The organism is Ruegeria sp. BE9, assembly GCF_056538765.1.
The window spans coordinates 43,178-60,119 of the sequence record NZ_JBQFTS010000002.1 but is presented as its reverse complement, the minus strand read 5'-3'; the positions used below and the strand labels follow the sequence as shown (position 1 = coordinate 60,119).

Genomic DNA, 16,942 nt, shown 5'->3' with positions numbered 1-16,942 from the left:
ATCGCTTACCCAGCGCGCATGGCCTCGGGAGGTAATTTGATCGGGAACTTGGATCGAACCTCTTCGTCAATTTTGCTGCCAAAGTAGTTTGGATAGTGATTGGACAGAATGTCATCGACTACGGATCGGCTCCGGTCGAACATGTCCTGACGACCGGCTTTCTCCCAGGTATCTGTCAGTTCTCGATCCATAAGGGTCGGATAGACATACTCGCTTTCCATGTATTGCAAGGTTTGCGGGTTGCCGAGGAAATGTCCGGGGTCGATTGCGCATTCATGGATGACATCGACCGAAAGCGTGTCGTCGCTCACCTCGATCCCGCGAAGCGTTCGCGAGATCATACCCGCAGCTTCATTGTCGATGACCATTGACTCAAAGCTACAGCCCATCAGGCTGCCAACCATTCCGCCAAATTCGCATAGCCGGTTGGCTCCGGCGTGGGCCGCCAAGGCGAAAGTAAGCGCCTTTTCCAGCCCATATTGCGCATCGGGGATTTTGGAATCGGTCATGCCGCATCCAACACTGGTCGGCAGGTTGTAGAAATTGCCCATCTGGATAGCTGCGGCCGAAATCAACGCCTGCTCGCCGCTGCCGCCCGTGAAGGAGCCGGTACGCAGGTCTGTGATAAAGGGCCACGCTGCAAAGACCACCGGGGTTCCCGGATTGATCAAATTGGCAATGGCGACACATGATAGGGTTTCGGCCACAGCCTGCGCCAGAGTACCAGCCAATGGCGCAGGAGACGTTGCCCCAGCTTGCGGTGGGACGGCCAGGTCGCAGACCAGCCCCATCTTCGCTGTATCAATCAGTATTTCCAGGTTTTCCTGCCCAAACCGGAGCGGGGATACGATAGGGCAGCCACCAAAAATGACCGAGGGCTTTTCAAGGAACTTGCCCTCACCCCCAGATGCCAGATCGAACAAGTGGATCGCGTCTTTAATATGCTCGCGCGTGCGGAATGTAAGGCACGATGGCTTTTCGCTGCCCGCCAAAATGGCGTAGAGCATGCTCATGTCATGCTCGTAATCCTGCGGCACATCCGTCGCCAGAACCGTGTCGCCGGTCATATGGATATTGTCGAGCCGGTCGACCAAACGAGTGAAATCGTAAATGTCCTTAAGCGTTGAGGGGCGGTAACTGCGCGTTTCCGCATCCAACGTAGTTACTGCCGTGCCGGAGTTTGCGTAATACACTTTGTCTTTGGTGCAGTGCATGTCGTCCTTACCAGCACGCGAACCGCGTGCATGGACATAGAATTCGCTGGCAGCCTTGGCCAATAAATCTTCCATCAACGCGCGAGGAAAACAAAGCCTGCCATGCTCGTTCACCGACGCCCCCTTTGGCAGCACGAGATCGAGAACTTCCTGAGTGGGGTCCCCTACCCCAGTCCGTTCCAGAATGCTGAGCGCGGCTTCGTGAATGCGCGCCATATCTGCGTCTGACAGCGGTTTGTAGCGACCGCCCGAGATGCCGGGCCAAATCGCCTGCGAGGCAGCATTGCTGGTGCGCACGGCAGCGCGTGCTTCACGCCCGCCTCCGCGCCGTCTTGATCTGCGCTGCGTTAACTCTGTCATAGTATTTCTCCGAATTCTGAGCGTGTCAGATCATGCTGAAGTAATTGCGATAGAAGCCTGGAAGGCTCCACTCCATCTCGGACAACGGCCCCGGCACGAAGTGGTGGGAGTTCACGCCTTCCTGATTATGACGGATGATCCGCTCATCATCGAGCGACGTGACGTGCCAGAGCCATGTCAACGCGTCTTTATCGAAGTCACGTCCCTCTTCAGCGTCGCCGCGCACGTACCAGACGATCTGAATATCCGTTTCCTGCAGGGCGCGCGGGACGAACCGGTAACCAACCACGTGATCTGCGTAGACCAGAAAGTAGTTCAGTGTCCCGATCCCCAGATCAGTGGCGCCGCCATCGTGCCCCTTCAGTTCACCTAATGTCGGAGCCAACGGTGTTCCATCCTTGCTACCTGTTAAATAGCCCGGGAATAGCGGGTAGCGCCTCCAATAGACATCTGCACCCGGCGCGACCGCGTTTTCTCCGGTCAGGTCCAGCTCATCTTTGGGAATTCCGGCTTCTTCCATCCGCTCATGAAGTGCTCCGCTAAACTCCAGAACCTGGGCAGGGTCTTTCAACGAATGGCTGCGCGAATAGTCCTGATGAGACGGGGCGCAGTGATAGCATTCCAGATAGTTCTCCAAGGCCAGTTTCCAGTTCGCCGGAACCGGATATGAGGCTTCATGGGCGACCTTCAGGTTTTCAAAGTCGAATGGTTTCGAAAGCGTGGCCAGCCTTTCCAAGGCAGCGTCCAGCGGCGGTGCGTTTTCAGCTGCGCAGACAAAAATCAGGCCCTGAAAAATCTTCACCTGAACCGGAAACAACCCGTATTGGCTCGGATCAAAATCCGGCCCCATTGACCGCCCGTTTCGGAGCTTACCATTCAGGTCAAAAGTCCAGGCGTGATAGGGGCAGACGAAGTTGCGCGCCTTGCCCTTCTGTTCAAGGCAAACCCTCGACCCCCGGTGGCGACAAACATTCAGGTGCGCGCGCACTTCGCCCTCACGATCCCGAACGACAATGATGGATTCAGACCCATAGTCGAACAAGAAATAGTCACCCGGTTCAGCAATCTGGCTGACATGGCCGACCCAGATCCAATTACGGTTCCAGAACGTGCTGATATCGTTTTCGTATACTGCCTGAGACGTATAGAAGTGACGCGGCAAGGCGAACCCTTCCCGCTGCGCCTCTATTAAGTCGCGCATTACTTGCAAGTCATCTGTTGGCATAGCGCACCTCATACAGATTCGAGGGAAACGATTTCCCGGCGGAAAAATTCACGTTCGATGTCGACCGCGTCACGTTCGAAATTTCGGGCTGCCATGTGGCCCGAGTATACAGCATCCGCGATCAAGCCAGGGTTTGCGGCGTCTCCAATCAATTCCAACGTATTCAGCGGACTGGCAGTCAAACCGCATAGCTCATCGTAAAGGGCAGTTTCTCGCATTCGCTGCGTCACCAGCACAACGGAACTGCATTCAATGGAATGCTCTTGTCCTGTGTAGACGCATTGCATTGTCGCCTGACAGGGCACGATGTTGGCCAAGGTCTGAGACAAGATTAGTTGGACGCCTTTTTCCAGCAGACTGCGTTGAACTTTGGTCTGCTCCAACGTCAATTCGGTAAACGGCGAAACTATTGAGGCCGGCGTTACAAAGACGACCTCTCGTCCGGCCTGCGCCAAATGATCCGCCAAAACTCCACCGAGATATGCTTGATCATCATCGTAGACCACAATCGGGCCGTCCTCTGGCACAACTCCGGCCATGATGTCATCCGGAGTAAAAACCTTAGAGCCTGAAGCGATCGGTACACCGTGAAATGCAGACTTCCCGCGCCCGTCTCGTCGCCATTTAGCGCCGGACGCAACAAAGACGTTCGGAATGCCCAACTCAACAACCTCACTGGCTGACAAACGGCTGTCGGTGAACAGTTGCACATTGCCGCGTTGTTGCAGGTCGTAGATTCTGTGATCCGTCACGCGCTTCCAGGCAGATAACCCGTTCAGGCTGGATTCTTGCAGCACACGGCCGCCAAGCTCTTGCTTTGCTTCGGCCAGCGTTACCTCATAGCCCCGACGCGCCAGTTGCATGGCACATTCAAGCCCGGCTGGTCCGCTGCCGACAACAAGCGCAGCTTCTTCCTTTCCACGACACTCAATGATCTCAGGATGCCATTTCCTCCGCCACTCTTCACCCATCGTCGGGTTTTGGGTGCACCGTATGGGGACGCCGAGAGAGTCGGACGAAACACAGATATTACAGCCGATGCATTCGCGGACTTCTTCGATGCGATCTTCCTTGATTTTGTTGGGCAGAAACGGATCAGCAATGGAAGGTCTTGCTGCGCCGATAAAATCAAGAATGCCTTTCTTGACCAGTGACACCATCAAATCCGGAGAGGTCAGGCGTCCCACTCCCACCACTGGCTTGGAAGTCACCTGTTTGACGAATTCGATATATGAGGTTTGAAAGCCGTCCTGCGGCTCAAAGCGGGTCGTTGCAGAGTCGTTGCTCCAATCCGCGACATTAACATCCCAAAGGTCTGGAAGCTCGGCCAGCATTTCGACGACAGCGCGACCTTCCTCCTGCGCTTGCATTCCATCTGTTCCCAGCATTTCGTCGACCGCGAACCGCAGGGCAATGGCGCAATCGTCTCCTACCTCTTCCCGTGTTTCTTCCAGAAGCTCACGGGTCAGGCGCACTCGATTCTCTAACGAACCTCCGTATTCATCCGTTCGGTCATTGAACTGTGGCAGCAGAAAATGATGCGGCAGGGTCATGTGATGCCCGGCGTAAATATACACGATGTCAAAACCCGCCTCGCGCGAGCGACGCGCCGCTGCGCGGTGCCACTTGCGGAACTCACGAATATCCGACTTGTCCATGGCTCTGGCCTGTTTCGGGTATGGAGTCTGCAAGACGAGTTCTGATGGGGCCAGCAGTGGCGCACGGGTCAGGTGGTTTTGGGCATGGTGCCCGTTATGCGCCAATTGGATTGCCGCAAGCGAGCCCTTCTCATGAATTGAGTTGGTTATTAGACGCAGTGCGGGAATATCCTGTTCGTCCCAAATTCGGTTTTCAGAATAAGGAGACAAATCCGAAGTCGGATGAATCTCGGCCTCCTGAGTGGATACAACCGCCCAACCGCCCTCGGCTTTCATCGCTCGCATGGCAGCTTCGGCCTGAGGTCGCAAATGACCCAAGCCATTGCAGTGGGGCACTTGATAGAACCGGTTTCGAGCCGTCACTGGCCCGATCTGAACCGGTTCGAAGAGAACAGAGTATCCGTCAGCGCCTGACATTGCCGCGCTTCCTCCAAAAATATCGGAAATAGTTTCGTGGGAATGGAAGAGTTCATACGTCCCCACCATTCCCGGTTGTGTTGTTAAGGTGCCCTTAGAAGCCCGCCTTGATGCGCTCGAACTCCTTCAACATCTTGGCTTCCAGCTCAGGGTTGACCGCATCAAAGAACAGGCTGCCTTCAAAGAAACTGTCCACGTCCGAGAACCCGTAGGTATCGATCAGTTCCGGGTCCGCCTGTGCAAATGCCTCTTCGTTGGCATGGGCGTAACCCCAGCTTTCGATGATGTACTTACCACTGGCTGCCGAACTCAACGCGTTCAGCATGTCATAGACCTGTTCATCCGATTGCTTTGCAGATTTCAGATGCACATAACCGCAGACCCAGGTGGCGATGCCCTTGTCCACGTCACGCATCATGACCGCCGGAGTTTCGTTCCAGATTAGGTTCAGTTCCGATTGGTTCCATCCCCAACCCAGTGTGACCTCGCCGCTAGCGATTGCCTGATCCAACTGGCCGGCGTCAGACCAATAAAAGCGCACATTCGGATGAATCGCTCGCAGGTAATCCGCCGCTTTCTGGAATTCTTCGTCGCTCATGTCGGTATAGCTGGAGGCGCCAGTTGCCAGAGCCGCCATGGCGAACGCGCTGGAGGCGGCGTCCGGAATGGCAACCTTGCCCTGATACGCAGGATCCACCAGTAACTGCAGCGAAACATCGTCCGCCGAAACCATATCGGTTCGGTAGATCAGGCCGGTATTTCCCCATTCGAATGGCACCATATAGGTCTGCCCGTCGATCGTGATGCCATCGACCTCTTTGATCTTGGGCATCAGCTTGTCCCAGTTCTCCAGCTTGCTGGTGTCAATCGGCTTAATCATGTCCGCCGCAACCCACTTTCTCAGGGCGTCGGTACAGGGATGTGCCAGATCAGCCTCAAACCCGGATTGAAGTTTGGTGAAAGCTTCTTCAACGCTGCCGAAATAGGTGTAGCTGGGCGCGCCACCGTACTTTTCGACATAGTCACCGTAAAAGCCCTGATCCTCATATCCAGACCAGTCAAAAACGGTCAGATCAGCGGCATTCGCCAGAGCTTGGCCGGCCGCAAAAGTGGCAACTACTGCTGCTGCAAGTGATGCTGTTTTACTCATTTGTCTCCTCCCAAAGACTCGCGTTTGCCCAGGTCGATCACCGAAGCGCTTTGAACGCCAAGCCAGACGGTATCGCCGCGGCTGTGATCGACTGTATGAAAGTAGTTTGGCACTGCGACGGCGATGCTGTCCTTCAGGCCATCGACGCGCACATAGTAGTGGACACTCTCACCATAGAAGGCGACGTCCGACACCTCGCCCTGAACAAGAGCATCGTAACCATCCGGTTTTTCCGCACTGATTTCCAATTGCTCGGGCCGAACGCCCACCAGAAGCTCTTTGTCATGCACGTGAACATTGGGGTTCACCCCAATTGTCATCTGCCCAAAGCCCTGAACGTTGACTTCCAGCGTTTCAGGATTCTCTGCCGTTACCTCGGCATCCAGAAAATTCATTCCACCGATGAAAGACGCCACTTCGCGGTTGCACGGTTGGGAATATAAGACCTCTGGTTTATCCACCTGCTTGAGCTGCCCAGCGAACATGACGCCGATGCGGTCAGACATTGTCATCGCCTCGTATTGGTCATGCGTGACCATGACGAAGGTAATTCCAAGCTTCTGCTGCAGACGACGCATTTCCAACTGCATCGCTTCGCGTAGATTTTTGTCCAGCGCGGAAAGAGGCTCATCCAGCAGCAACACCTTGGGCCGCATGACCAATGCCCGGGCGAGCGCCACGCGTTGCCGCTGACCGCCCGACAACTCATTGGCCTTGCGGTCCTGCAAGCCACCCAGCTCAACCATCTCAAGCGCCTCGGCAACGCGTTCTTTGATTTCCTTTCGGGAGAGCTTTGTCTTGCGCAATCCGAAGCCAACATTGTCACCGACATTCAAGTGCGGAAAAATTGCATAGCTTTGGAAAACCATATTGGTGGGCCGCTTGTTGGCAGGCACCTCGCCCATCGTCCGACCATCGATCCGGATCTCGCCCTCTTCGTGATCCTGAAAACCTGCGATGATGCGCAAAGCCGTCGTCTTGCCGCAGCCCGAAGGGCCGAGCAGTGAAAAGAACTCACCCTCTTTCAAGGTCAGGTTCAGATCGGACACAGCAACAAAACCTCCAAAGCGCTTCTCAACGCCTTTGATTTCGATGATGTTCTGTTCGCTCATCTTATTCGTTTCCTTTGGCTTCAATCTGAGGACTGCACGGAACGGCGGCGGAAGTATTCGGCAATCAACAGCAACAGGACTGACGACAGTAAAAGCAGCGACCCCAGCGCCAACGTGTTGGGCAATTTTGCCGGGAAGCGGATCTGACTCCAGATATAGACCGGCAGCGTTGGGCTATTTCCGGACAGGAAAAAGGCGAGGACGAACTCGTCAAAAGACACTGTGAACGTGACCAAAAGGCTCGCGATTATGCCCGGCGCGACGATTGGCAGAGTAACGCGCCGAAACGTTCCCACAACGCTTTCGCCGAGGTCAAAGGCGGCCTCTTCTAACGACTGGTCGAAATCGTCGAATGCCGACTTCATGATCGACACCGCGAACGGCAAGGCCACAAAGACATGGCCTAGGATCACGGTTGTCAGCGACGGTTTCAATCCAATGCTGATGAACAGAACCAGCATCGAACTGGCCACGATGATTCCGGGAATGACCAGTGGAAGCATGACCAATCCCTCAGACAACTCGCGCCCCGTGAAACGATACCGAACATAGGCGCGCGCAGCGAAAAGACCCAAAGACGTTGCCATCAGGGCAGTCACGCTGCCGACGATCAGCGAATTCACCATAGCCTGTAGCAGCGTGTCCTGCTGCCCCAACTGCGCGTACCACTTTAACGTGAACCCTTTTAGCGGGAAGGCCACGATAGTTCCGTCGTTGAACGAAAACAGCGGTAACAACAAAACCGGCAAGTAGAGAAACACCAGATAGGCGATCGCATAAACCAGCAGCCATGGGATACGAAACGCCTTGGTCATCTGATCCTCCGGCCCAATGCGGTGACGACCACCACGAACAGGATTGCAACGCAGCCGACCGACAGCATGGCCAGCAAAGACAAGGTGGCACCCAAAGGCCAGTTATTGGCGGCGCCAAACTGCACCTGGATCAAATTGGCCACCATTTTACCCTGAGATCCGCCGACTAAGGCCGGGGTGACGTAATCGCCAACAGTAGGGATGAAAATGATCAGACAGGCCGCAATTATCCCCGGTACCGTCAACGGCAAGGTCACGCGGACAAACCTTTCTAGCTTGCTGCAGCCAAGGTCGGTTGCGGCCTCCAACAGGCTACGGTCGATCTTTTGCAACGACACATAAATCGGCAGGATTGCAAAGGGCGCCCAGGCATGAGCAAGCGTAAGGACAACGGCGAATTCATTGTAGAGCAGGAAGGTTAGTGGTTCCTGTATCAGCCCCAGCGAAATCAAAGCCGAGTTCATCACCCCGTTGAAGCCGAGGATCAGCTTCCAACTGAACACCCGCAGCAGATAGCTGCTCCAAAAGGGAATGGTGATCAGCAAAAGCCAGAGGGTCTTTTTCTGCGTCCGAAATGCGATGAAGTAGGCGATCGGGTAGGCTAGGCAGACCGTTGCCAGTGTCACCGCCCCCGCAATCGCAACTGATCGGATCATCAAGTGCCGAACCAAGGGGTCGGTGAACGCCTCTTGGTAGTTCGCCCATGTCAGCGTCCGGTCAATTTCGACATATGTCTGGGTCCAAAAACTATAGGCCACAAGAATGCAAAGAGGCACAGCCACAAGCAAGCCGACATAGAGCGTCGCAGGCGCGCTCAGTGCCAGGCCCTTGCCCGTTTCACTCCGTATTACTCCGGCCATGCTTCCCTGCTGATCTTTGCTTTCGGTGGCGTGACGACTCCCATCACAAAATGGACAATCGTCCATTTAAATCTGGAATTTTCGGGCTAGCTGTGTCAACTGGTATTTTCACAACCAAAGCTGGCTAATTTTTCAGAGGTCGCTAGAAGGCACTACAAGAGACTGAAAACAAACAGAACTGCCTGATCAAATGACTGGAAGACGACAAGAAATACGGGAACGAAACCGCCTGTCTCTGATCGAGGCAGTACTCGACTCGGTCTCGGAAAAAGGGATTTCTGAGACGTCGGTCAGCGAAATCATTCAACGCGCCGAGCTTTCCCGCGGCATGATTCACCTTCATTTCGGCGGCAAGGACAACCTTGTAAACGAAGCCGCCCGCTATTCGTCCGAGCAATATTACAATGGCATTTACGCTATGTTGGAGACGACGGGGCAATCCGGACAGGAACATATTGAGATGATTGTTCGGGGTGACCTGAGTGAAGCCGTTCTCAACAAGAGGAACGTTTCGATTTGGTATGCGTTTCGAGGCGAAGCCCGAAACAGAGCAGCGATCGCTGCGTTTTCAGATACACGCGACGCAAAGCTTCGAAATCTAGTATTCAACGCCTTCGCTCGAATTGCGAAAGAAGCCGGAATTGAACACCCCAATCAGGTCGCCCGGGACGCTACGCACGGTACACTCGCAATGCTGGAAGGCATGTGGACCGACTATCTACTCCACCCGGATTCCTTTGACCGTAACGAGGCAATGAGGATTGTTTTTCGGTTTCTGCGCGCAATGTTCCCTAAACACTTTGACCTAAGCGGAGCCCTGTTATCCGAATAATACTCGGGATAAATTTCCGGCCCAACCACTATAGAAGTGGATAACTTCAGTCTTTCAAACAATACGATGGAAGCAAGGAACGGGCGCAGGAATGGATTGGATTTCTCTCCGGTCCAACGCTGGAGCCAGATGCGATTCTGCAATCTAAAGCACTCGAACCAATCGCGCCCATTGAATCGCTGGCACGCCGTTAAGTAAATCAGCAGTTTGAGCACATTATTCTTCAACTGGAATCGTCGAAACGTAACGAGTTTTTTGAAATAGTAACCGATCTGAAAATCAGCCCTGACTTCCCGAATAGGCAGTCGAAATCGAAGAAATCGGTTTGGGTGCTGGATATAGGAAGCGCCGCTAAAACTTCAGTGTTCTGTCGCTGGTGTCAGAACTATGCAGCGCCTTACATGAGATGTAAGTGGCGGACCGAGGAGGATTCGAACCCCCGACCCCTTGATTCGTAGTCAAGTACTCTATCCAGCTGAGCTATCGGTCCGCGTTGGTGAGGCGCTATGTAGACCCGGTGTTAAGAACGTGCAAGACGATTCTGCAAAAAAAAATTAAAAAGTCCCTTCGCCCCGCGGAAGCCGAATTTCAAATGATGTTCCATGGGGACCTGTCTCGGCCAAAACCAGATCTCCGCCATGTCCGCGCACAAGTTCTTGCGAAATGGCCAACCCAAGACCCGAGCCACCTTTGCGCACCCCGCCTTGGAATGGCGTGAACAGGTTTTCTTGGGCTTTTGGCGGCAAACCGGGACCTGTGTCCCTGATTTCGATACACCAACTGCCCTCATCCTCGTGACCGGAAATGGTAACCTTGCCCGGCTTTCCGGACGCGACCAATGCCTGACGCGCATTGCGCACCAAATTCATCATCACACGGAACATTTGCTCGGGGTCGGCACGCGCGATCAGATCTTGCGGAACATTGTTTACGATTTCGACGCAGGCATCAGCAACGGCCAGTTTCTCGCTGGCGACAACATCCTCGGCGACATCCCGCAGAGGCACCATGGTTAAGGTCGGTGCGGGCTCTTCTGCGCGACCAAATGCCAGAGTGCTTTCGCACAAAGACACCGCCCGCGTGATCGAGTTCACCAACTTAGGCGCCATGCGCCGCACAAGAGGGTCATCGCTGGATTCGATCCGATCGGTGAAAAGCTGCGCAGAGGTTAAGATATTGCGCAGATCGTGGCTGACCTTGGCAACCGCGCCACCCAGCTGCGCCAAACGCTCGCGTTGTTTCAGCGCCTGCGTCAGTTCCGTTTGCAGCTGCTGCAAGGCCTCTTCCGCCTCGCGCAGCTCGGTCACCTTGGAATTGGGAGAGATGATTCCCCGCGCGTCCTCGGGGGCCCCCGCATAACGCTGCATATAGCCCACAACGCCTTTGATGGGCTTCACCAGAACAACGCGCACGGCCAAAAACAAGAAAAACGCAGTAATAATCGAGATGACAAAGGAAAGACCCAGAATGCGCAGCCCATAGTCGGTCATCGCCATTCTTAGCGGCATACTGTCGGTCGTTACCTCAATCAAAAGCCCAGCATCCTTGACGGGCTCGCCGATCACACGAATGATTTCGTTCTCCGGGGTAAAGAGGCGAGTGATCGCATCACGGATCAAGACCCACGGCCCCGCATCACGCAAGTCATAGGTTTTGGTAATCTGCTCGGGGATGGGGGACGAGAGCATTAGCTGGCGCACCTCGTCACGACGCAGCACGACGTTATAGACCCCTGCATTGGCCAAGAGTTCGGCCTCAAGGTCTTCGGCCAGCATGTCATCCGCCAATAAAGCCAGAGATGCGATTTGTGCGCGTTCAAGCCGGTTCAGCAGGAAGTCTTCGCGAAAGCGTGCAATCGACGGGACAAAGATCAAAACCTCGGCCAACATCACGAAGACCGTCGTCAGGATCAAAAATCGGCCCGACAGCGAGTTCAATCTGCTCTCCCTTCCTGGTCAGGGCATCCAGCGCTGGACGAACCTGGCCACGCGTTTAACCGTTTGATTCTCAAACAGCCTTGGCGAGAAATAGGCACCCGCCACTCGTTTGTTAAGCTCTCCAATCGTCGGATAGGGCGAAACCATCGCGGCGATCTGCCCCATCTTCAGGTTATTGGCCAGCGCCAGCGACCACAAGTTGATCAGTTCACCTGCCTGATGACCCACGATTGTAGCACCTACAGGACGGCCCTTTACGACCATGACCTTAATGAAGCCTTTCGTCTTACGCTCAGTGATGGCGCGGTCGTTGTGGTGGTAGTCGAACCTCGCGATTTCGACCTTGTCGCCATGCTGGTCGCGCGCCTGCGCCTCAGTCAGGCCGACTTGCGCCAACTCAGGATCAGTATAGGTAGCCCAAGGGATATGTGCTGTCTTGGCCTTGGACGGCAGGCCAAACAGGGCTGAGCGGATGATTATGCCGGCGTGATACCCTGCAACATGCGTGAATTGCAGCCCGCCGGCCACATCACCAATGGCATAGACCTTACGGTTCGTCGTCCGCAGCGACTCGTCGACCTTTATCCCGGTACGAGTCGGTTCGATCCCCGCGGCCTCAAGGTTAAGCTGATCGGTATTCGCCTTGCGCCCGGCAGCAAGAAGCAGGTGTGATCCTGTATAAATGTCTCCGTTCTCGGTCACGATTTCTACGAGACCTTTGTTATTGCGAATCTGCGCGACCATAGCCTGTTCGTGGATTGCCACACCTTCTGCACGCAGCGTGTCCAATACAATTTCGGCCGCTTCGGGGTCGTCTTTGCCCAAGGCCCGCATGCCTTCGATCACAGTCACCTCACAGCCGAGACGGATGTGGGCCTGCGCCATCTCCATACCAATCGGACCGCCACCGATGATCAGCAAATGCTCGGGCTTGTCGCGTAGGTCAAAGATGGTCTCGTTGGTGTAATAGGGCACCTGATCCAGCCCGGGTATCGGAGGAACCAAGGGTGATGAGCCGGTCGCGATCACGAAACGACGCGCGGTGATCAAGTGATCTCCGGCCTGTACTTGGGTCGGAGAGACAAAGCTGCCATATTCCCGGATGACCTTGACGCCGAACCCTTCGAACCGCTCTTGGCTGTCCATCGGTTCTATCTGAGCAATCACGCCGTGCACATGGTCCTTTGCAGCGGCATAGTCCACCTGCGGCACCACATCAGCCACGCCCAGCGCAGCGGAATGCGACTGCCCATAAGCAGCCTTGCCACTGGCAATCAGCGCCTTGGATGGGACACAGCCAAAGTTCAGGCAATCGCCGCCCATTTTGTGACCTTCCAACAGGATCACGTCGGCACCCATCTGGCTGGCCCCAGCCGCAACGGACAAGCCGCCCGACCCGGCCCCGATCACCAGGATATCGGTTTTCAGTTCTTGCATGATCTCAGGCGTCCTTTTTGCCTCTCAGGGCTTTGATAACTATCGGCAACGCAGCCAACACGCACAAGCCAATGATCGGCCCGATGACAAACGGTTCCCACAGCAGCGAAACATCCGGCGTCTCGCCCCGGTCGAAAACTCCGCCCAATCCAACGCCGATCCAAGTGTAGACGATTCCGCCCGGGATGATGCCCAGCGCCGTCGTGATCAGGAAGTTGCGGAATTTAACTCCGACTAAGGCAGGTACCAAGTTGGCAACGAAAAACGGCACCACCGGCACAAGTCTCAGCAGGAACAGGACTGAGATTTCGTTTTCACGCAGGCCATCTTTGAGCTTCTTTATTGTCCCTTCGGAAGATTCCAACCGTGCGGTCAGGGATTCGCCTAACCCCCAACGCGCCGCCAAAAAGATAGCGGACGCGCCGATGGTTGCAGCAAAGACGTTGAATACGGTGCCTGCGAAGAGGCCGAACAGGAAACCTCCGGTCATTGAAGCAACGGCTGCGCCGGGCAAAGAAAAGGCTACGATCACGATGTAGACAGCAACAAACAGCACTGCCATCGACCAGTAATGCGTGTCGCGCCATTCCAGCAGAGCCTCGCGATTGTCACGCAGAGTTTCAAAAGTCAGATAGTCGCCCAGCGTAAAGAAACCCACCGCAGCGACGGCGAGAATCACCAGCAAAGGAATATGTCGCGCAAGCCCGCTGCGCGGGGCCTGAGTTGTATCGCTCATAAGGCTGTCCGGTTTCGTGCGTTTCATTCTGAACCCAACATGCGCTGTGAAGGGGCCGCGAAACAGAGGCCTCACGCGGCCTTGATGTTTCGGCAGGGAATGTGAGGGATAAGGGCCCTAAAACAGCCGTTTTGAAACCTTTTACCCGCTGCGGTTACAGAATTGTTGCAAAAGGCGATAAAACCCCCACCTAGGGGTTTGACTTACCCCCCGCTTACCAGTAGAGGACGGGCTTCGAACACCACGGGCAGGCGAATCCGCGCCGCACCCGACCGCATAGATTGGAGACGGAGCGATGAAACGCACCTATCAGCCTTCGAACCTGGTTCGCAAACGCCGCCACGGTTTCCGCGCGCGCATGGCCACCAAGGCCGGCCGCAAGATCCTGAACGCGCGCCGCGCACGTGGCCGCAAGTCGCTGAGCGCGTAAACCGCTCACCGATCAGGTTATGAACATGACGCCGCCGGAGGCCCCTGTGGATGGTAAGAACCACCCCGGGGATATGCCCCCGGCGGCGTCCGTTTGCGCGCCTGAAACTTTGACCGTTCTCAAGAAACGGTCTGATTTCCTGAAAGCCGCCCGAGCGCGTCGGCAGGGCACCTCTTCTATGATGGTGCAGGCCCGCAAGCGCACTGCGGACGAAGCGCCAGGGATTCGCGTCGGTTTCACTTGCTCGAAAAAGGTCGGCAATGCCGTGGCGCGCAACCGCGCCAAAAGGCGCCTGCGCGAGGCCGCCCGAGCAGTCTTGCCTGTTCATGGGCGGGACGGATGGGATTACGTACTTATCGGTCGCGCCGAAGTGACAGCTGCACGACCGTTCGATGCACTTCTGGATGATCTGCGCTATGCCTTGCGCAAAGTGCATGGTTCTCAGAAATGACCTTGCTTTCGCATATTTTCGCCCTTCCCGTCCGAGCCTATCGTTTGGTGTTCAGCCCTTGGGTCGGCTTCAACTGTCGCTACCAGCCGACTTGCTCTGCCTATGCACTGGAAGCACTTGAGAAACACGGCGCGATCAAGGGCGCTTGGTTGGCGGCACGAAGGATCGGACGCTGCCACCCATGGGGCGGCGATGGCTACGACCCGGTGCCTGAACCCGGAGACGACAAGACCTCGTGAACGCCTCATAACCTGCCGGCTATCCTGTCGAGGCAGCACAAAAAGCTGTGCATAACATCAACTCGGATTAACCAGCGCCAGATTGCCCTGATCCGTGGGACGACGGGTTGGAATCTCGCCTCGATCCAACCGACCGGACACCGTGTGGCTGACGTCTTGCAGAAACACAGGATCGTCAAAGTAAAACGTGTGACCTGCATTGATCCCACCGTCGAACCCTCCGGTTTTGAACCGTTGACCACAATAGATATTGGCCGCCTTCTGATGAAAGGGTTGGCTCATACCATTGCGCCCAGCCCGCGGCGCAACGCCAATTCTTTTGACGGCCGAGATCGACAGCACGTCGTCCAGCGTATTGTAGTAATTGGTCAGTCGAACGCAGTGGCGGTATAACGAGGATGATTTCGGATTGCCCGGTTCAAGAGAAGCGACTGAAAGATCAGCAGCCACCAGCATAATCTGACTGACCGACCAGCTTTTACCGGCAATCGCTGCACGGTCATCAGCGTCGTCAAATGCCTCGCGCACTACGTAACAGCCCATTGAATGTGCCAAAATATGCAGGTCGATCCGGCAATCGGGCCGCTGTAATGCCGCAAAAGTGGCGACCCCATCCTTGACCAGCCGGAACGCCGATTGCTTCGCGTCCATCCGGTCCTCAAGATAGTTCAACGCGGAATCTGCGCTGGGCCAGTCAAAACTGACCACCACACCGTCAAACCCGTTAGCCTCCAGCCCCTGTCGGATCTTGCGATGACGCAAGAGAACTTCCTTTTGCGAGTTATTGAACCCGTGGACATAGAACACGATGTCGCCTTGCGTATTTTCATTCGGCGCACCGCTTTCAGCGGCCGCAAGGATCCGTGTCGTCCAGTCGCTTTTCGTGATCTTGTGCGACAGTTTCATGTCATCATCTTCCGGCGGAATCGCCAGAAAATGGCTGGCCGAAGGTTCATTCGAAAATCCGTTCCCGCTTTTGCCGCGGGCAACAAAGGTGTAGTCCATGGCATCCTCCTTAAAATGATCAGACGCTAACATGACGGCGCTCAGGCGCCAAATTTGCGGGTTAAAACGATCTGGCGCTTGCTCGTATGCCCCCTGCGCTGTAACCACGGCTCATGTTTGACGAGACTGACGATATCCATCCGCTGTTTGCTGGCGCGCCTTCGAACACCGAGTTCAAGAAGTTGCGCAAACGCATCGTGCGCCAAACCCGAGAGGCCATCGAGCAATTCGGGATGGTGGATCCGTCGGCCCACGACAAGGACGGCAAACCGCCCCGGTGGCTGGTTTGCCTGTCAGGCGGCAAAGACAGTTATACTTTGCTGGCCGTACTCTACGAGCTGAAATGGCGCGGCCTTCTTCCGGTGGATCTACTGGCCTGCAACCTGGATCAGGGTCAACCCGGCTTTCCGGCGACTGTCCTTCCAGAATTCCTAGAACGGATGGGGGTGCCCCATCGCATCGAATACCAGGACACCTATTCTGTAGTGATGGATAAGGTTCCTCAGGGCCGCACGTACTGCGCCCTGTGTTCGCGCCTGCGCCGGGGCAACCTTTACCGCATCGCTCGGGAAGAAGGTTGTTCGGCAGTGGTTTTGGGCCATCACCGCGACGACATCCTTGAGACGTTCTTTATGAACCTCTTCCATGGTGGACGCCTTGCAACGATGCCCCCAAAGTTGGTGAACGAGGAAGGGGATCTGTTCGTTTTCCGCCCACTGGCTCATGTGGCGGAAGCCGATTGTGAGAAGTTCGCCAACGCGATGAACTATCCCATTATTCCCTGTGATCTTTGCGGTAGCCAAGATGGGCTACAGCGCCAACAGGTGAAACAGATTCTGGACCAGTGGGAAAAGAACAGCCCTGGGCGGCGTCAGGTGATGTTCCGGGCATTAACCAATGCTCGACCTTCACACCTGTTGGACCCCAAATTGTTTGATTTTCAGAACCTTGGTTTGAGTCCGAGTAAAAACGACGAATATTCTGATGAAATTCCGCAGTTACGTTAACGTCTAACTCAGATTGGTTTTCTACGGTTGCCGACAGCGTTCTAAGCTCAACGTAAA

Annotated in this window: 16 protein-coding genes and 1 tRNA gene; 5 read left to right on the top strand and 12 right to left on the bottom strand. The window is 55.3% G+C overall.

What is annotated here, in order from left to right; all coding sequences use genetic code 11:
- Positions 1-5: 5 nt before the first annotated feature.
- The 7 genes from ACR0EO_RS07010 to ACR0EO_RS06980 form a co-directional block, all read right to left on the bottom strand.
- Positions 6-1,574, bottom strand: a complete 1,569-nt coding sequence (locus ACR0EO_RS07010; protein WP_480688350.1) for a trimethylamine methyltransferase family protein — start codon at positions 1,572-1,574, stop codon at positions 6-8.
- Positions 1,575-1,599: 25 nt separating this feature from the next.
- Complete coding sequence (locus ACR0EO_RS07005) at positions 1,600-2,799, bottom strand: aromatic ring-hydroxylating oxygenase subunit alpha (protein ID WP_480688348.1); 1,200 nt, start codon at positions 2,797-2,799, stop codon at positions 1,600-1,602.
- An 8-nt stretch (positions 2,800-2,807) separates the two neighbouring features.
- Positions 2,808-4,874, bottom strand: a complete 2,067-nt coding sequence (locus ACR0EO_RS07000) for an oxidoreductase (protein WP_480688346.1) — start codon at positions 4,872-4,874, stop codon at positions 2,808-2,810.
- A gap of 94 nt (positions 4,875-4,968) precedes the next feature.
- Entirely contained in the window at positions 4,969-6,024 is a 1,056-nt protein-coding gene (locus ACR0EO_RS06995; RefSeq protein ID WP_480688344.1) for an extracellular solute-binding protein, read from the bottom strand.
- Positions 6,021-7,136, bottom strand: coding sequence for an ABC transporter ATP-binding protein (locus ACR0EO_RS06990; protein WP_480688342.1), 1,116 nt, complete (start codon positions 7,134-7,136; stop codon positions 6,021-6,023). Before ACR0EO_RS06990 ends, ACR0EO_RS06995 begins: the two co-directional genes overlap by 4 nt.
- Before the next feature lie 20 nt (positions 7,137-7,156).
- Positions 7,157-7,951 carry an ABC transporter permease gene (locus ACR0EO_RS06985; RefSeq protein ID WP_480688340.1) on the bottom strand — a complete coding sequence of 265 codons (795 nt, stop codon included), beginning with the start codon at positions 7,949-7,951 and terminating at the stop codon, positions 7,157-7,159.
- Positions 7,948-8,811 (bottom strand): ABC transporter permease, encoded by an 864-nt coding sequence (locus ACR0EO_RS06980; RefSeq protein WP_480468892.1) that lies wholly within the window; start codon positions 8,809-8,811, stop codon positions 7,948-7,950. Before ACR0EO_RS06980 ends, ACR0EO_RS06985 begins: the two co-directional genes overlap by 4 nt.
- A gap of 190 nt (positions 8,812-9,001) precedes the next feature.
- Between ACR0EO_RS06980 and ACR0EO_RS06975 the strand changes: the two genes are divergently transcribed.
- On the top strand, positions 9,002-9,643 hold the full coding sequence (locus ACR0EO_RS06975) for a TetR family transcriptional regulator C-terminal domain-containing protein (protein ID WP_480688338.1): 642 nt from the start codon (positions 9,002-9,004) through the stop codon (positions 9,641-9,643).
- A gap of 413 nt (positions 9,644-10,056) precedes the next feature.
- Here the strand turns inward: ACR0EO_RS06975 and ACR0EO_RS06970 are convergent.
- The 4 genes from ACR0EO_RS06970 to ACR0EO_RS06955 all read right to left on the bottom strand — a co-directional run bounded on the left by ACR0EO_RS06970 (position 10,057) and on the right by ACR0EO_RS06955 (position 13,753).
- Positions 10,057-10,133: transfer RNA gene (locus ACR0EO_RS06970), tRNA-Arg, on the bottom strand.
- Between the two features lie 64 nt (positions 10,134-10,197).
- Entirely contained in the window at positions 10,198-11,580 is a 1,383-nt protein-coding gene (locus ACR0EO_RS06965) for an ATP-binding protein (protein ID WP_480688336.1), read from the bottom strand.
- Positions 11,581-11,598: 18 nt separating this feature from the next.
- Complete coding sequence (locus ACR0EO_RS06960; protein WP_480688334.1) at positions 11,599-13,017, bottom strand: dihydrolipoyl dehydrogenase family protein; 1,419 nt, start codon at positions 13,015-13,017, stop codon at positions 11,599-11,601.
- Between the two features lie 4 nt (positions 13,018-13,021).
- Complete coding sequence (locus ACR0EO_RS06955; RefSeq protein WP_480688332.1) at positions 13,022-13,753, bottom strand: TVP38/TMEM64 family protein; 732 nt, start codon at positions 13,751-13,753, stop codon at positions 13,022-13,024.
- Positions 13,754-14,048: 295 nt separating this feature from the next.
- Here ACR0EO_RS06955 and rpmH point away from each other — a divergent pair, with 295 nt between their 5' ends.
- Genes rpmH through yidD form a run of 3 tightly spaced genes read left to right on the top strand, consistent with a single transcriptional unit; the run spans position 14,049 to position 14,873 of the window.
- Positions 14,049-14,183: a 50S ribosomal protein L34 gene (rpmH, locus tag ACR0EO_RS06950; protein WP_005980833.1), complete on the top strand. Its 135-nt coding sequence runs from the start codon at positions 14,049-14,051 to the stop codon at positions 14,181-14,183.
- Positions 14,184-14,208: 25 nt separating this feature from the next.
- Positions 14,209-14,634, top strand: coding sequence for a ribonuclease P protein component (gene rnpA, locus ACR0EO_RS06945; RefSeq protein ID WP_480688330.1), 426 nt, complete (start codon positions 14,209-14,211; stop codon positions 14,632-14,634).
- Positions 14,631-14,873 carry a membrane protein insertion efficiency factor YidD gene (gene yidD / locus ACR0EO_RS06940; protein ID WP_480688328.1) on the top strand — a complete coding sequence of 81 codons (243 nt, stop codon included), beginning with the start codon at positions 14,631-14,633 and terminating at the stop codon, positions 14,871-14,873. The genes rnpA and yidD overlap by 4 nt, the downstream gene beginning before the upstream one ends.
- 57 nt (positions 14,874-14,930) lie before the next feature.
- Here yidD and ACR0EO_RS06935 read toward each other — a convergent pair whose 3' ends face one another.
- The gene (locus ACR0EO_RS06935) at positions 14,931-15,878 is read right to left on the bottom strand and encodes an alpha/beta hydrolase (protein WP_480688326.1); all 948 of its coding nucleotides are present in this window, start codon (positions 15,876-15,878) and stop codon (positions 14,931-14,933) included.
- 113 nt (positions 15,879-15,991) lie between these two features.
- On the opposite strand from ACR0EO_RS06935, the gene ttcA reads away from it, so the two are divergent.
- Positions 15,992-16,885, top strand: coding sequence for a tRNA 2-thiocytidine(32) synthetase TtcA (ttcA, locus tag ACR0EO_RS06930; RefSeq protein WP_480688324.1), 894 nt, complete (start codon positions 15,992-15,994; stop codon positions 16,883-16,885).
- Positions 16,886-16,942: the final 57 nt, after the last annotated feature.

Bases quoted from the DNA above. Each gene is read 5' to 3' on its own strand.
- ACR0EO_RS07010 (WP_480688350.1), bottom strand. From the start codon at position 1,574: ATGACAGAGTTAACGCAGCGCAGATCAAGACGGCGCGGAGGCGGGCGT.
- ACR0EO_RS07005 (WP_480688348.1), bottom strand. From the start codon at position 2,799: ATGCCAACAGATGACTTGCAAGTAATGCGCGACTTAATAGAGGCGCAG.
- ACR0EO_RS07000 (WP_480688346.1), bottom strand. From the start codon at position 4,874: ATGTCAGGCGCTGACGGATACTCTGTTCTCTTCGAACCGGTTCAGATC.
- ACR0EO_RS06995 (WP_480688344.1), bottom strand. From the start codon at position 6,024: ATGAGTAAAACAGCATCACTTGCAGCAGCAGTAGTTGCCACTTTTGCG.
- ACR0EO_RS06990 (WP_480688342.1), bottom strand. From the start codon at position 7,136: ATGAGCGAACAGAACATCATCGAAATCAAAGGCGTTGAGAAGCGCTTT.
- ACR0EO_RS06985 (WP_480688340.1), bottom strand. From the start codon at position 7,951: ATGACCAAGGCGTTTCGTATCCCATGGCTGCTGGTTTATGCGATCGCC.
- ACR0EO_RS06980 (WP_480468892.1), bottom strand. From the start codon at position 8,811: ATGGCCGGAGTAATACGGAGTGAAACGGGCAAGGGCCTGGCACTGAGC.
- ACR0EO_RS06975 (WP_480688338.1), top strand. From the start codon at position 9,002: ATGACTGGAAGACGACAAGAAATACGGGAACGAAACCGCCTGTCTCTG.
- ACR0EO_RS06960 (WP_480688334.1), bottom strand. From the start codon at position 13,017: ATGCAAGAACTGAAAACCGATATCCTGGTGATCGGGGCCGGGTCGGGC.
- ACR0EO_RS06955 (WP_480688332.1), bottom strand. From the start codon at position 13,753: ATGAGCGATACAACTCAGGCCCCGCGCAGCGGGCTTGCGCGACATATT.
- rpmH (WP_005980833.1), top strand. From the start codon at position 14,049: ATGAAACGCACCTATCAGCCTTCGAACCTGGTTCGCAAACGCCGCCAC.
- rnpA (WP_480688330.1), top strand. From the start codon at position 14,209: ATGACGCCGCCGGAGGCCCCTGTGGATGGTAAGAACCACCCCGGGGAT.
- yidD (WP_480688328.1), top strand. From the start codon at position 14,631: ATGACCTTGCTTTCGCATATTTTCGCCCTTCCCGTCCGAGCCTATCGT.
- ACR0EO_RS06935 (WP_480688326.1), bottom strand. From the start codon at position 15,878: ATGGACTACACCTTTGTTGCCCGCGGCAAAAGCGGGAACGGATTTTCG.
- ttcA (WP_480688324.1), top strand. From the start codon at position 15,992: ATGTTTGACGAGACTGACGATATCCATCCGCTGTTTGCTGGCGCGCCT.